Annotated in this window: 9 protein-coding genes; 6 read left to right on the forward strand and 3 right to left on the reverse strand. The window is 74.1% G+C overall.

Going from position 1 to position 15,329, the window contains the following annotated elements; all coding sequences use genetic code 11:
• Window positions 1-31 precede the first annotated feature (31 nt).
• Complete coding sequence (locus AMK13_RS32860; RefSeq protein WP_074005318.1) at window positions 32-3,886, forward strand: phosphodiester glycosidase family protein; 3,855 nt, start codon at window positions 32-34, stop codon at window positions 3,884-3,886.
• A 66-nt stretch (window positions 3,887-3,952) separates the two neighbouring features.
• Here AMK13_RS32860 and AMK13_RS32865 read toward each other — a convergent pair whose 3' ends face one another.
• On the reverse strand, window positions 3,953-4,747 hold the full coding sequence (locus tag AMK13_RS32865) for a pyridoxamine 5'-phosphate oxidase family protein (protein ID WP_074005319.1): 795 nt from the start codon (window positions 4,745-4,747) through the stop codon (window positions 3,953-3,955).
• A 481-nt stretch (window positions 4,748-5,228) separates the two neighbouring features.
• Between AMK13_RS32865 and AMK13_RS32870 the strand changes: the two genes are divergently transcribed.
• The 3 genes from AMK13_RS32870 (at window position 5,229) to AMK13_RS32880 (ending at window position 9,980) form a co-directional block, all read left to right on the forward strand.
• Window positions 5,229-6,482, forward strand: coding sequence for a phosphatidylserine decarboxylase (locus AMK13_RS32870; RefSeq protein WP_074005320.1), 1,254 nt, complete (start codon window positions 5,229-5,231; stop codon window positions 6,480-6,482).
• A gap of 53 nt (window positions 6,483-6,535) precedes the next feature.
• Entirely contained in the window at window positions 6,536-7,897 is a 1,362-nt protein-coding gene (locus AMK13_RS32875) for a S10 family serine carboxypeptidase-like protein (protein ID WP_074005321.1), read from the forward strand.
• A 250-nt stretch (window positions 7,898-8,147) separates the two neighbouring features.
• Window positions 8,148-9,980 carry a serine/threonine protein kinase gene (locus AMK13_RS32880; protein WP_074005322.1) on the forward strand — a complete coding sequence of 611 codons (1,833 nt, stop codon included), beginning with the start codon at window positions 8,148-8,150 and terminating at the stop codon, window positions 9,978-9,980.
• Between the two features lie 174 nt (window positions 9,981-10,154).
• Here AMK13_RS32880 and AMK13_RS32885 read toward each other — a convergent pair whose 3' ends face one another.
• The gene (locus AMK13_RS32885; RefSeq protein WP_074005323.1) at window positions 10,155-10,712 is read right to left on the reverse strand and encodes a hypothetical protein; all 558 of its coding nucleotides are present in this window, start codon (window positions 10,710-10,712) and stop codon (window positions 10,155-10,157) included.
• Between the two features lie 135 nt (window positions 10,713-10,847).
• A complete protein-coding gene (locus tag AMK13_RS32890) occupies window positions 10,848-13,853 on the reverse strand; it encodes an AfsR/SARP family transcriptional regulator (RefSeq protein WP_074005324.1) in 3,006 nt (1,001 codons plus the stop codon).
• A gap of 142 nt (window positions 13,854-13,995) precedes the next feature.
• On the opposite strand from AMK13_RS32890, the gene AMK13_RS32895 reads away from it, so the two are divergent.
• Both AMK13_RS32895 and AMK13_RS32900 read left to right on the forward strand, forming a co-directional pair.
• Window positions 13,996-14,778, forward strand: a complete 783-nt coding sequence (locus AMK13_RS32895) for an alpha/beta fold hydrolase (protein WP_074005325.1) — start codon at window positions 13,996-13,998, stop codon at window positions 14,776-14,778.
• 109 nt (window positions 14,779-14,887) lie between these two features.
• The gene (locus tag AMK13_RS32900; RefSeq protein WP_074005326.1) at window positions 14,888-15,193 is read left to right on the forward strand and encodes a hypothetical protein; all 306 of its coding nucleotides are present in this window, start codon (window positions 14,888-14,890) and stop codon (window positions 15,191-15,193) included.
• Window positions 15,194-15,329: the final 136 nt, after the last annotated feature.

Below are 15,329 nucleotides of genomic sequence, written 5' to 3' on the forward strand. Positions count from 1 at the left end.
CCCGAGCCCGCCGCCGCACGAGGAGACCCCCATGCCACCCCCGCCCGCCGGCACCCGCACCCGCACCCGCCGCCGCGCCCTGGGCGCGCTCGCGCTGGCCACCGCGCTGGCCGCCGGCCTGCCCGGCCTCGCCGCACCCGCCTGGGCCGCCCCCGCCCCCACCGACGCCCCCGCGCAGAGCCGGGCGCAGACCCCCGACCTGGTCCTGGACCGCCCCGGCGAGTCGGTGGTCACCCGCCGCGAGGTCACCCCCATCGCCCCCGGCCTGACCATGACCTCCTTCGACCGCCTCGGCGGCCCGGGCTGGATCCGCGGCAAGGTCCTCGTCGCCGACCTGGACACCGAGGGCCTGAGCGTCGACTACCTGTCCTCCGGCAAGGTGACCACCCGCCAGAGCGTCACCGACATGGCCCGCGGCGCCGGAGCCGTCGCCGCGATCAACGGCGACTACTTCGACATGAACGCCTCCGAGGCCCCCCTCGGCGTCGGCGTCTCCCGCAAGGACGGCCTGGTCCAGGCCCCCGTCGAGGGCTGGAACCAGGCCGTCACCGTCGGCACCGACGGCCTCGCCCGGATGGCCCAGGTCTTCCTGGAGGGCCACGCGAGCCTGCCCGGCGGCCGCGAACTGACGCTGAACGGCGTCAACACCTACGGCCTGCCCGCCGACGGCGTCGGCGTCTTCACCCCCGCCTGGGGCGACGCCACCCGCGGCAACGTCGCCAACGGCTCCGCCGAGGTCGCCGAGGTCGAACTGCGCGACGGCCGGGTCACCGCCGTCCGCGACACGCTCGGCGCCGCCGTCCCCGAGGGCGCCACCGTCCTGGTCGGCCGCGAGGCCGGCGCCCGCGCCCTGCGCGACCTCAGGCCCGGCGACCGGGTCTCCGTCGGCTACCGCCCGCGCGCCTCCTTCGGCGAGGTCGCCGTCGCCGTCGGCGGCTACCAGGTCCTGGTCGCCGACGGCGTCGCCCAGCGCTCCGGCGAGAACGACGGCAACGAGCTCAACGCCCGTACGGCCGTGGGCTTCTCGGCCGACAACCGGCGCATGTACCTGGTCACCGTCGACGGCCGGCAGGCAGACAGCCCCGGCATCAGCCTCCCCGACCTCGCCGTCCTGCTGCGCGACATGGGCGCCCACAACGCGCTCAACATGGACGGCGGCGGCTCCGCCGCGATGGCCGCCCGCCTGCCCGGCACCGAGCGGGCCGGCACCGTCAGCAGCCCCTCCGACAACGGCGGGGAACGCGCCGTCGCCAACGGCCTCGGCCTGTTCTCCACCCCCGGCTCCGGCCAGGCCAAGGGCTTCCGGCTGCGCCCGGCCCCGGCCGTGGACACCGCCGCCCGCCTCTTCCCCGGCCTGCACCGCACCGTGCGCGCCCTGCCCCACGACGAGGCGTACGGCGCCGTCACCGCGACGCCGTCCGCCACCGCGTGGTCCACCGCCACCGGCGCCACCGCGAGCGTCGAGGGCCGCGGCCTGGACGCGGTCGTCACCGGCCGCGCCCCCGGCGCCGCCGAGGTCGCCGTCACCGCCACCGGCGCCGCGAAGGCCGTCCTGCCGCTGACCGTGCTCGGCCCGGCGGTACGCGTCAGCGCCGGCAGCGCGCCGATCGCCCTCGAAGGCGCCGGCGCCACCGCCCGCCTCACCGTCACCGGCTACGACGCGCTCGGCCACACCGCACCCGTCGAGGCCGCCGACGTCAAGGTCACCGGCGGCGAGGGCGTGGTCGAGACGAGCGCCGCCCCCGACGGCACCATCGCCCTCAAGGCCCTGGCCGACGGGAAGTCCGCCACCCTCAAACTGACCGTCGGCACCCTGGAGAGCGCCGTCGCCGTCACCGTCGGCATGACCGAGAAGCCGTTCGCCGACTTCTCCGACGCCGCCGCCTGGAAGTCCGGCAACGACCGCGCCCCCGGCGGCTCGACGGCCCCCGCCCCCGGCCCCGACGGCACCCACGGCCTGCGCCTGGCCTACGACTTCACCCACTCCACCGGCACCCGCGGCCAGTACGCCATCGCCCCCGAGGGCATCGTGCTGCCCGGCCAGCCCCGCTCCATCACGATGTGGATCGAGGGCGACGGCAACGGCGCCTGGCCGCGTATCCAGTACCGCACCGCCGCCGGCGTCACCGCCAACCTCGACGCCCCGATGGTCACCTGGACCGGCTGGCGCAAGGTCGAGTTCCCCGTCCCCGCCGGCGTCCAGTACCCGCTCACCTTCCAGCGCTTCCGCCTGATGGAGACCAGCGCCGCCCGCTCCTACACCGGCGCCCTCACCCTCGCCGACCTGCGCGTCAAGGTCGCCCCCGACGTCGAACTGCCCGCCCAGCCCAAGGTCACCGACCCCGTCGTGCTCACCAACGGCACCGTCGACGGCCGCCCGCTGCGCGTCGCCGTCATGTCCGACGCCCAGTTCATCGCCCGCAGCCCCGACAGCGACATCGTCCAGGCCGCCCGCCGCACCCTGCGCGACATCGCCGCCGCCAAACCCGAACTCCTCGTCATCGACGGCGACTTCGTCGACGAAGCCGCCCCCGCCGACTTCGCCCTCGCCCGCACGCTCCTCGACGAGTTCGACCAGCTCACCGGCCACACCGTCCCCTGGCACTACGTGCCCGGCAACCACGAGGTCATGGGCCCCGGCACCATCGACAACTTCAAGGCCGCCTTCGGCGACACCACCCAGGTCTTCGACGTCAAGGGCACCCGCTTCGTCACCCTCAACAGCTCGCTCGGCACCCTGCGCGGCAGCGGCTTCGACCAGATCGCCACCCTGCGCACCGCCCTCGACGGCGCCGCCCAGGACCCGTCCGTCACCGGCCTGCTGCTCTTCGAACACCACCCCACCCGCGACCCGCTGCCCGACCAGGGCAGCCAGCTCGGCGACCGCAAGGAGGCCGCCCTCGTCGAGCAGTGGCTCGCCGACTTCCGCACCAAGGGCAAGTCCGCCGCCATGGTCACCGGCCACGTCGGCGCCTTCCACGCCCAGAGCATCGACGGCGTCCCGCACCTGATCAACGGCAACTCCGGCAAGGGCCCCGCCGCCGAACCCGACCGCGGCGGCTTCACCGGCTGGACGATGCTCGGCGTCAACCCCGCCGCCGGCCGCGTCACCGACCCCTACGCCACCGCCGACGACACCTCCGCCTGGCTGCGCGCCGAGGTCCGCGCCCGCGCCGACACCGTCGACCTCCAGGCCCCCACCGCCCTCGGCCTGCTCGAAACCGCCCCCGTCCACGCCACCTTCACCCAGGACGGCGAGCGCACCGTGCCCGTCGCCTGGCCCGTCACCGCCCAGTGGGGCGGCACCGCCGTCCACATCGGCACCGCCGCGAGCGCCCCGCGCACCGCCGTCGCCGCCTACGACCCGGCCACCGCCACCCTGACCGGGCTGCGCCCCGGCAGCGGGACGCTGAGCGTCACCGTCGGCGGGGTGAAGGCCGAACAGCCGCTCACCGTCGGCGCGTTGCCCGCCTGCACCACCACCGTGCGCGGCCGGCACTCCTCGCTCGCCGTCACCTCGGGCGTCACCTGCCTCCAGGGCGCCACCGTCGACGGCCCGGTCCTGGTGCAGCCCGGAGCCTCCCTGGTCGCGCTGGACTCCGTCCTGTCCGGCCCGCTCTCCGCCCGCGGCGCGAACACCCTGGTGCTGAGCGACACCACCGTGAACGGCCCGGTCGCCGTCAGCGGCACCACCGGCACCACGGCGATCCTGCGCGCCACCCTGTCCGGCCCGCTCCACCTCGCGCTCAACCGGGGCGCCACCCTGCTGGCCGGCACCACCGTGCGCGGCCCGCTGGACTGCTCCGGCAACACCCCGGCCCCGGTGAACGGCGGCCTCGCCAACACCGTGAGCGGCCCGAAGGGCGGCCAGTGCGCGAAGCTGTGACCAACCGTCAGTGACACGCCGCAGGCCCGGACCGTGACGCACGGTCCGGGCCTGCGGTGCCGTGTCCTACGTGGCCCGGTGGCGCTTGACGAGGTCCTGCACGGACGTGGGGACGGGGGTGCCCGGCGGGACGTGCTTGTCGGGGACGGGATCGCCGTACGTCTGGCGCACGGTGAGGGTGCCGCCCCAGGCGTGGGGGTAGTCCAAGTCCCGCTGGGTCTCGTGTTCGGGCCCCTCGGGGTGGGTCGCGATCTTGGCGTGGACGGTCGTCTCCTTCTCGTCGAGGTCGACGGAGAGGACCCCGATGGTGGGGTGATTCTGCCCGTCCGTGTTCAGGTCGGTGTCGTCGATGGGGCGCAGCTCGTTCCAGCGATTGGGGATGACCTGGTCGCTCAGCGCGTGGAAGGTCTTCGCACGCCCGGAGGGGTCGACCTTCCTGGCGACGCCGTTGACGACGACGGAGCGGTAGTTGAGCGAGGTGCTGATGGCCGCGCGTCCGACGACGAGGCCGTCGACGAGGGTGACGGCCAGGGAGACGGACACGCCGTCCTCGCTCCACAGGTGCTTCAGCGAGACCGGGATCCCGGTCGGGTAGTAGATGGACCCGTGCAGGTAGAGGAGCCTCCGGCCGCCTTCCTCGTGGTAGGCGTAGACCATGGGGACGCACCTCGGTTTGATCACCAGCTGGTCGCCCGGGGTGCTGATCTCGAGGTGGGCGACGGTGCAGACGAAGCCCGCCTTGAGGACGGGGACCCAGTCGTTCGGGTCGGTGCTCACCTGTGTCCTCTTGCCGAACGCCGCGGCGTCCGACGACCCTGTGACGGTGCCCGGTTCCTGGGACATGGCGGGCGTGGCGGGCATGGCGACTCCTTCACGACGGGGGAGGGGAGGGGCCCGGCTCCGCGGGTGACGGGGGCGGGCCCGGGACACGGGTCATGCCTACGGCACGGCGGGCGCCCGACGGGCCCCAACGTGCGCACGGCGGTGGCGGATCACCCCGCCAGAGCAACGATCCCGCCGGCCGCGACCGCGGGACGCCGGGACGTTCCGATGCGCCATCCGGCCGTCCGCCGTTGGAGCGGGAGCGCCCCGCAGCCGTGGCCGGCGGCTTCGGCCGGTCGGCTGACGGGGGCCGGTCGAGGCGGCCGGAAGAACGTTTCGGCTTTTCCGGCCGGTTGCCGGTGGGGGTAATTCCTCATACCGGCAAGGGGATTCACGGACCGGTGACGCCCATGCGTGTCCGGTCGGCGGCGGGCCGGGGCGCAACCATACTCGTGGACGCCGAGACCGGAGAGGCGATCCGAAAGGGGACGCCTCCGCGGCGGATGCGAAAGGGAGAGTCATGCCGGACAACGACGAGTACCCGAAGCCCCTCAAAGATTTCCTCGACAGGATCGACGACTGGTACCGCACCAATCACGAGGGCTTCAAGACCCTGTTCGACGCGACGATCGCCAACGTGGTGAAGTGTCCGGCCGACCCGACCGATCCCGATGGAAAGAAGGTGTACTACGACTGGCAGGGGAAGGGCATCGAGGATCTGAAGAAGTTCTTCGCGGAGTGGTACACCAACTGGACCACGACGAAGCCCAACGACGGCCTGGACTACATCGAGAAGTTCAGCTGGCTCACCTACGAGAACGACTACGGGATGGTCTTCGTGACCTGCGGTCCCGGCCTGGAGATGACCAAGGACTTCACCAACCTGCAGGGCGACCAGATGGACGACACGGGGAAGGACGGGCAGAAGCTCATCAAGCTCTGGGAGAGCGAACTCGGCACGAGGATGGAGGACTTCAAGGACGGCCCCTGGGCCACCTTCAACCAGTTCTTCATCCGGGAGCTGAAGGACGGCAAGCGCCCGATCGACGCCCAGGACGACAACAGTGTGGTGGTCGCCCCGACCGACTGCGTCATCAACATGATCGTCGACGACCTGGCCGAGGAGACGCCGATCCCGGTCAAGACGGTCACCATGAACGTCAAGCAGCTGCTCGCCGGTTCCGAGTACTACAAGAGGTTCGTCCCCAGGGAGGAGGGCGGAAAGACGGTGCCCGGGGGCACGGCCGTGTCGTGCATCCTGATGCCCGACACCTACCACTGGTACCACGCGCCGGTAGCGGGTGAGGTCGTGGAGTCCCACGACGACGTCCACGGAATCTACTACGGGATGCGGGACTTCCCCGAGCTCCTCAACAAGGGGAACGTCGGCTACGGGTTCGACTACGAGATGTTCGACACCTTCCGCCGCGGATACCTCATCTTCAGGACGATGTTCACCGACCCCAGGGGGGGCAAGCACGAGACGCACGTGGCGATGGTGACCGTCGGCCTCAACTCGATCGGCTCCGTGCAGTACGAAGCGGAGTTCAAGAACCCCCAGAAGCCCGTCCCGGTGACGAAGGGCCAGAAGATCGGGAACTTCCAGTACGGCGGCTCCCTGAACATCCTGCTGTTCGAGCACGGCCGCTTCCCGGCCCTGCAGCTGCACATGGGGCAGCGCATCGGGACCCTCGAGGACCCGGAGCGGACGAACGGGCTGTTCAGCCACCCCCACCACGCGCAGTCCCGCCGGGGCATCCCGTTCGCCCGGTGATCCTGCTGATCCCGTCGATCCCGTTGATCCGCCCCCGAACGAAGGACTGAACCATGGACCCGGACGACCTCGTCACGTCGATCCCGGCAAACCTCCTCGACACCAAGAGCCTCGAGCTGGGGATCCGCTCCTACGCGGGGCGCGTACAGCTCGACGGCACGGGCACCGCGAAGAACAACCTCTTCTACTGGTTCTTCGAGAGCCAGACCTGCAGCCCCCACGTGCCCGTCGCCGACCAGCAGGACCTGATCAGCGCCACACCGCTGGTGATCTGGCTCAACGGAGGCCCCGGCGCCTCCTCGCTGATCGGGCTCTTCCTGGAGAACGGCCCGCTGACCATCACCGAGGACACCGTCGGGACCGTGTCGCTGACCACCACCAGCTGGAACCAGGAGGCGCACCTCCTCTACTGGGACCAGCCCCTGGGCGCCGGGTACAGCCACTCCGACGACCCCAAGCACGACGAGTACGTCGAGGACGAGGCCGAACTCGGCCACATGTTCTGGCAGGCGCTCCAGAAGTTCTTCCAGCTGCACCCCGAGTACGCGAAGTGCCCGCTGTACGTCTGCGGCGAGAGCTACGCCGGCAAGTACGTGCCGGCGATCGCCCTGGAGATCGACAAGCAGAACGGGCGGAAGGCGGGACAGCACATCGACCTGCGCGGGATCGCGGTGGGCAACGGCTGGATCACCCCCGAGCTCTCGCTGGGCCTCATGATCGACTACGTCTACACCACCGGGTTCATCGGCCTCGGCCAGCGCGAGGAACTGCTCCGGGACTACGCGAAGGTCCAGGCCGAGATCAAGGAAGGCAGCCTGGCCGAGGCCACCAAGGACGGCAACGCCCTGGTGGACAAGACCCTGGCCTACGGCGGGAACTTCGACATCTACGACGCCCGGGGCTGGAAGGGCCTGCCCTGGGAGACGCTGAAGGCGTACCTGAACACCGATCCCGTCAGGAAGGCCCTGCACGTGCCGCTCGGGCTCGAGTGGACGTGCGAGGACAACAGCGGCCCGGTGGCCGATGCCCTGGTGGAGGACAACATGGCGGACGCGTCCGACAAGTACGGCGCGCTCATCGACAGGAGCGACGGGGGCGCCAAGCGCTACAAGGTGCTGCTCTACACCGGGAACTTCGACACCGCCTGCGGCTTCCGGAGCACCGAGGAGATCCTCGACAGGCTCATGCGGGACCGCGACCCGGAGTGGCACGGCGCGCCCCGTCTGATCTGGCAGCAGCCGCCGGGCGACCCCAAGGGCTTCGTCCGTCAGCGCGGCAACCTGACGCAGGTGTCCATCCCCGACTCGGGTCACGAGGTGCCGGCGTACCAGCCGGAGACCTGCCGGGAGATGCTCTACAACTGGCTCTTCGAGCGCCCCTTCCACGGGCACGACCCGCAGGGGCCGCTCGTGTAGCGGACCGGCGACGGCGCCGGGGAGTTGATCGGACGGCGGGGCGGCACTGCGGTGCCGCCCCGCCGTTCGTGGTGCCGCGGGCGCGGGGTGGTGATGGCCCGAGCTGAACATCATTCATATGATGGCAAGTCAGTAACTATCAGCCGGTGCCACGATCCTCGGAGGGCGTCCCGGACCAGGGCGCGCCCAGGGGACCGGGCCGGCCCCCGGATCCGCTCCGGCCCCCTCGGGCTCGATTCAGGGAGAAGCATTGCGCGGCACCGTGCTCGCCGACCGCTACCGGCTGGTGGACTGGCTCGGCGGCGGGTCGATGGGCGACGTGTGGCTCGCCGAGGACGAGGTCCTGGGCCGCCGGGTGGCGGTCAAGGTGGTGAAGCCGGCCCTGCTGGACGAGCCCGGCTTCGCCGAGCGCTTCCACGCCGAGGCCCGCGTCATGGCCCGGCTGCGGCACCCGGGCATCGTCGGCGTGTACGACTACGGGCACAGCGGCGGCGACGGGCACAGCTGCGACGGACACGGCGGTGACGTGCCCGGCCGGCGCCCGGTCGGCTACCTGGTGATGGAGCTGATCGACGGTCAGCCGCTGAGCGCCGTCCTGGAGCGGCGCGGAGCCCTGCCGGTGGCCGAGGCGCTGCGGCTGGCCCTCCAGGTGCTGGAGGCGCTGGAGGCCGCGCACGCGTCCGGGGTGGTCCACCAGGACATCAAACCCGCCAACCTGATGGTCAACGGCGACCGGACGGTGATCGCGGACTTCGGCATCGCCGGCCCCGCCTGCGACCCCCGGTTCACCGTACCCGGGGTGGTGCTGGGCACCGCCGCCTACCAGGCACCGGAACAGGCCTCCACCGGGACGGTCACCGCCTCGGCGGACCTCTACGCGCTCGGCGTGGTCCTCTACGAGTGCCTCGCCGGTCGGCTCCCGTACGACGGGGAGACCGCCCTCGAACTGATCCTCAAGCACCTGACGGAGCCCGTCCCGCCGCTGCCCGGGGACGTGCCCGCGCCGGTGCGCGCGGTGGTCGAGCGGGCGATGGCCAAGGACCCCGGCGAGCGCTGGCCCGACGCGGCGACGATGGCCGCGGCGCTGCGCCAGGCCCTCGCGGCGGGCGAGGCGGCGGTGTCGCCGTCGGGCCCGGAGCGGCCCGTCGCCCGGCAGGCGCCGAGGGCCCGGCGCATACCCCGCCCCGGGCGCCGCCTGCGGGCGCTGGCCGGGGTGGCGGCGCTGACGCTGCTCTGCGTCGCCGGGGCCGCCGGGGCGACGGTGGTACGGCCCGGCCGGGACGCCACGCCGCCCGGCGCCGCCGTCGCCGGGCCCGCGGCCGGGTCCGCGGTGGCGGGCGCAGCCGCCCTCGTCGAGGCCGGCCGCCCGCCCGCCGGACAGCCGTCCGCCCCCGCGCAGGCCCCCGTACCGTCGGGCGGACCGGGCACGGGCGAGAGCCCCGCGCCCGCCGCCGGGCCCGGACCGGCCACCGCCCCGCCGTACGCCACGTCCGCAGCCCCGCCGCCCGCGCCGGTCCCCGCCGCGCCCGCCGCCCCGGCCCCCGCCCCCGCCGCGGGCCAGAGCCCGGCCGCGCCCGCGCCGACCTCCGCCGCCCCCGACCGCCCCGCCCCCGGCGAAACGGCCACCCCCACGACGCCCGCGACCCCGACGCAGTCCGCCCAGCCCACGCCGCAGCCCAAACCGCAACTGCCCGCCGAGGCGCGGATCACCGGCACCAACGGCGCGCTGGACAACTACTCCTCCAACGACCAGGACGGCAACACCGTCGGCACCTACTTCGCCAACGGCACGGCGGCGCAGCTCTGGCGGCTGGACCGGGTCGCCGACGGGATGTACTACCTGCGCAACGCCTCCAGCAACTTCACCAAGGTGCTGGACCAGGACCGCAGGAGCGGACTGGTGCAGATCTGGACGAGCCCGCCGGCCGACTGGAACCAGGTCTGGGCCATCGCGCAGGTCCCGGGCGGCTACCGGATCGCCAACGTCGCCACCCAGCTGTGCCTGACGTCCGAGGGCATCGGCGTCGGGACCCACGTGGCGTCCTGCACGGGCGCGCAGAACCAGGTGTGGACGTTCAACTGAGCCGCCGGCCGGGCATCCCCGCTCCCGGGCCTCCCGCCGCCGCCCGGATCCGACCGGAGACCGCCGTCGACCGGGGCCGCGACGGCGAGCTGTACGACTACGACGCGGACGACGCCGGGTTCGTCCGCGATCCGGGGGCCGGGGCGGCGCTGTGGGCGGTGCCACGGCCCCGGGTCACCACGGGGCCATCACCAGCTCGCCGATCACCTGGAGGCCGACTTGTGCCGCCAGCCACGGGGCGCGTTCGGCCTCGACATGCTTGACGTGCACGAACACCGTGTGGTCGGCCGCCGGCTCCGTCAGGTCGAGGTCCCGGGCATGCGCGCAGACCGTCACGTAGGCGCCCCTGGGACCTCCGGCACCGAGGCCGATGTCGGGAGCCTCCGGCCAGCCGGAGAAGTCCCAGCGGACCGACACCGGGCATGCCCCCGCCGCCGCCAGGACCGGCCGCACCACGTCCGCGGACATGCCCCAGCCCATCAACCGGACCGGGAGGTGGGCCGACGGCGGGTCACCCCTGTCGGAGGAGCCGTGTCCGGCGCCGTCGGCCCACCACTCGGCACCCGGCAGGAGGCCCAGGAGCCGTTCGAGGGCCCGCGCGTCGGGAACGCGCGCGTCGAAGTCGACCTCGAGCTCCCGGGTGTCGGCGAGATCCAGCAACCGCCCGGCGGCCCGCAGGGCCTCGTCGAGGTCCGCCGTCCTCAGGACCGGTCGCGCGTAGGAGTTGGCCATGGCGGGGAGTCTGCCAGGGCGCCCGCACTCGGAGATACCGGTTTTGTCCGCGCCCTGGACCTGCCGGCGTCCCCCTGTCCTCCCGCGGAGGCGCCCCCCAGGTCGGCTCGCCGGACCGGGCGGACCTCCGGCGGGTCACGCCGGCAGCCAGGACGGCCACTGCCGGCGCGGCCGGACGGCGGGGCGGGCCGGGCCGATCAGCTCGCGCAGCCGGGCGGCCTCGGGGGAGCCGATGGAGGCCAGGATGTCGTAGGCCTCCGACCGGTGCGCCCGGGCCGCGTCCTCGGTCGCGTCGTGGTCGGCGAGCGCGTCGCCGAGCGCCGCCAGGGCCAGCCCCCGCCCCCGGCGGTCGCCGTCGAGCGTCAGCACCTCCACCGCCCGCCCGGCCGCCGCCACCGCCTCCTCGCCGCGGCCGACGGCGCGCAGCGACTCGGCGAGCCGCAGCAGCGTACGGCCGGTGCGGCGCCGGTCGTCCGGCCGCAGCAGGGCCAGGGCGTTGCGGTGGTGGCGCAGGGCCTGCTCGTACTCGCCGCGGTCGTGGGCGATCGTCCCCAACGAGTCCAGGGCGAGCGCCTGGAGTTCGTGGTCGGCGAGCTCGTGGCAGATCAGCAGCGACTGGTCGACGACGCGCACCGCCGCCTCGGACCGGCCGAGCCCGGTGAACGCGCCCGCCAGGTTGAGCAGTTCGGCCGCCACCGAGCGCCGGTCGCCGAGCCGCTCCCACACCGAGATCGCCGCCGTGAAGCCGTCGACGGCGTCGCCCGGTCGGCCGACCTGGGCGAACAGGGCGGCCAGCGAGGCGTGGGCCAGGGCGAGCAGCGGCCCCGGCAGGTCGTGGGCGGTGCACAGGTCGCGGGCCCTGAACAGCTCGGCGAGGGCCGCGGGTTCGGAGCCGACCTCGGTCAGCAGCCGTCCGAGCACCAGCCGGGCCCTGACCTCGCCCGTCCGGTCGCCCGCGCGGACGGCGGCGTGGAGCAGCACCTTGGCCGCGTGCCCGAGCGGCCGGGCGGCCTGGCCGGTCTCGCACAACAGGACGTAGCCGAGCAGCAGTTCGGCCGCCAGGTCGAGCCGGGGCGGCTCGGGGAGGGCGGCGTACTGGCCGACCAGCGCGCCGATGCCGCGGTAGTCGCCGCGGCCGTGGGCCGCCGCCGTACCGCAGCCGCCGCCACGGGCGGCGGCACCGGTGAACGGCAGGGCGGCGCGGGCGGCGGCCGGGCCGAGGGCCGCGACGGTCTCGCCGTGGTGACGGGCCACCAGGCGGGTGAGGACGGCGGCCGGCCGGTCCCCCTCCGCCTCCGCTTCCCCCTCCGGGGCGAGCTGCAGGGCGAAGGCGCGTAGCAGGTCGTGGTACCGGTAGCGGTCCGGCGGCGCGGTCTCCAGCATCGAGCAGTCGACCAGCGACTCGGCCAGCTCCTCGGCCTCCTGCTCGGGCAGGCCGAGCACCGCCGCGACCGCCCCCGGCGACAGGTCGGGCACCTCCGGAACCGCCAACAGGCGGAAGGCCCGGGCCTGTTCGGGCGTCAGCTGGTCGTAGCCGAAGCGGAACGCCGACTCGACGGCGAGGTCCCCGGCGCGCAGCACGTCCAGCCGCCGGCGGTCCCCGGCCAGCTTGTCGAGCAGCCGGGCCATCGACCAGCCCGGCCGGCAGGCGAGGCGCGCGGCGAGGATCCGTACGGCCAGCGGGAGGTGGCCGCAGAGCCGCACGAGCTCCCCGGCCGTGTCCGCCTCGGCCCGCAGCCGCTGCCCGCCGACCACCCGTTCGAGCAGGCCCAGGGCCTCCTGCGGGGCGAACGCGGTCAGCTCGACGACGTGCGCGTTGGGAAGCGAACCGAGCCTGGCCCGGCTGGTGACGAGCACGGCGCAGCCCGCCCGGCCGGGCAGCAGCGGCCTGATCTGCTCGGCGTCCCGGGCGTTGTCGAGGACCACCAGCACCCGCCGGCCCGAGAGCAACGAGCGGAACTGGGCGGAGCGTTCGGCGAGCCCGGGCGCCAGCCCCTCCGCCGGCACGCCCAGGGACCGCAGGAAGGCGCCCACCGCCTCCTCGGGCCGGGTCGGGCGGCCGTCGGCCCCGTGCAGGTCCAGGTAGAGCTGGCCGTCGGGGAAGTCGGCGGCCAGCGTGTGCGCGACGTGGACGGCCAGCGCCGTCTTGCCCACGCCGCCCAGCCCCGACACCGTCGCCACGGGCATGGTGCCGGGGGAGAGCAGGACGGCCCGCAGCGCCTCGGTCTGCGCCTCGCGGCCGGTGAAGTCGGCGAGGTCGGCCGGGACTTGGGTCGGCCGGACCGCCGCCGGGTACGGCGCGCGGGCCGCGGCCGCGGGCCGGGCCGTCGTCGGTGCGGGCGAGGAGGTGGGCGTGGCCGAGGGCGAGGACGTGGACGCCGAGGTGGGCGCGGGCGCCACGAGCGCGGCGTCGGCCACCAGGATCCGGCGCTGCAACTCGCGCAACCCGGGCCCGGCCGAGACGCCGAGCTGCGCCCGCAGCCGCCGGTCCGCCGCGCGGTACACGCCCAGGGCCTCCGCCTGCCGGCCGGTCCGGTAGAGGGCGAGCATCAGCAGCTCGGAGAACCGCTCCCGGAGCGGGTACTCGGCCACCACGGCGGCCAGTTCGGCGACGGCCTCGCCGGACGGCCCGGCCTCGACCTCGGCCTCCAGACAGGACTCCAGGACGGTCACCCGGCGCTCGGCCCACTCGCCGCGCTGCCGCTCGGCGTACGGGCCGGGCAGCCCGGTCATCGGCTCGCCCTGCCACAGCGCCAGCGCCGAGCGGAGCACGGCGGCGGCGCGGGCGTGCTGCCCGGCGGTGCGCAGCTCCCGCGCCTCGCCGAGGAGTTCCTCGATCCGGTGGGTGTCCAGCCCGCCGGCGTCCAGGGCGAACAGGTAGCCCCCGCTGAGCGTGGTCGGCGCGGCGGGCCCCAGGACGCGGCGCAGGCGGTGGACGTACGTCCGGATCACGGCGGAGGGCTTGGCGGGCGGATCATCGCCCCACAGGTCGTCGACCAACTGACCGGTCGACACCGGGTGGTTGGCCCTCAGCAGCAGCGCGAGCAACAGGCTCCGCTGCTGCGGCGATCCGAGCACGAGCTCGCCGCCGTCCCGCCACCCCCGCAGCGGCCCCAGCACCGTGAACCGTAAACCACCCACCGGCCAATCCCCCTCCGCCCGCACACGATCCCCCGGGCGCGCATTTTACCGACCGCATCACCCCTGGTCAGGGACGAGGCCCCGGGCCCGTCCGGGAGTACGGGGATACCCTGGCCGCCGGCCCGGGATCGAGGGGGAGACCATGGCGCGCGCGACGGCACCGGACGGCACCCGCATCGCCTACCAGCTGCGCGGCGAAGGGGCGCCGCTGGTCCTGCTGGCCGGCCAGGCCAACGACCACCACTGGTGGGACGCGGTCCGCGCCGACTTCCACCCCGCCCGCGCCACCCTCACCCTCGACCACCGCGGCACCGGCGGCAGCGACAAGCCCGACACCCCGTACAGCACCGAACAGTTCGCCCGGGACGTCGTCGCCGTCCTCGACGACCTCGGCATCGACCGGGCCGACGTCTACGGCACCTCCATGGGCGGACGGGTGGCCCAGCAGCTCGCCGCCCGCCACCCGCACCGGGTGCGCGCCCTGGTCCTCGGCTGCACCTCACCCGGCGGCCCGCACGGCGTCGAACGCGGCGCCGACGTCCGCCGCGCCCTGGCGCAACCCGACCCCGAGGCCGCGCGACAGGCCCTGCTGGAGCTGATGTACACCCCCCGGTGGCTCGACTCCCACCCCGGCCCGCACCACACCCTCGGCGACCCCGCCATGCCCGTCCACGCCCGCCGCCGCCACCTCGCGGCCAGCAACCGGCACGACGCCTGGGACCTCCTGCCGGCCATCGGCGCCCCCACCCTGGTCGTCCACGGCGCCGACGACCGGCTCAACCCCGCCGCCAACGCCCCCCTGCTCGCCGCCCGCATCCCCGGCGCCCGTGCGCACCTGCTCCCCGGCGCCCGGCACGCCTACTTCGAGGAGTTCCGCACCACCGCGAGCCCCCTCGTCCTGGACTTCCTCACCACCGCCCAGTAGACAAGCGGAAGGACCGGTTTCGGCCAGTCGTGTCGCCGGTGGATACAACCGATCACATCTTCGGCATGCTGACCGCTCACGTTGTCCGGACACGACAAAGGAGAAGGCCATGCGTCGAATCGCGGCTCTGGGGGCGGGTGCGGCACTGCTGGTGGCCGCCGGTGTGATGGCGGCGCCGACCGCCTCGGCGACCTCGTACTGCAGCACCACCCAGGGGACGAACTGGGGCTCGGTGAGCTGTCAGACCACCGCCACCAAGAACCACTGGCAGCTGGTGCTGGTCTGCAACAACGACAACGTCAAGGGCAGCCAGGCGACCGTCAACGGCCTCTGGCACATGGGCAACGGCAGCGACACCCTCTACTGCCCGACCGGCTACAGCGCGGCGTACACCAAGGTCAACAACGACAACTGACCCTCCGGCCCCGGGAGTCGGCCCCCGCCGAATCGCGGCGGGGGCCGACTCCTTGGGGAAGACCGGTCACGGCAGGACCCGGACGAGCGGGCCCGAAGTCTTCGGGTGCGTGAAAGCGGGCCGGAGCGCCTCCCCG

Origin of the sequence: Streptomyces sp. CB02056, assembly GCF_001905545.1 — a bacterium.
Lineage (GTDB): Bacteria > Actinomycetota > Actinomycetes > Streptomycetales > Streptomycetaceae > Kitasatospora.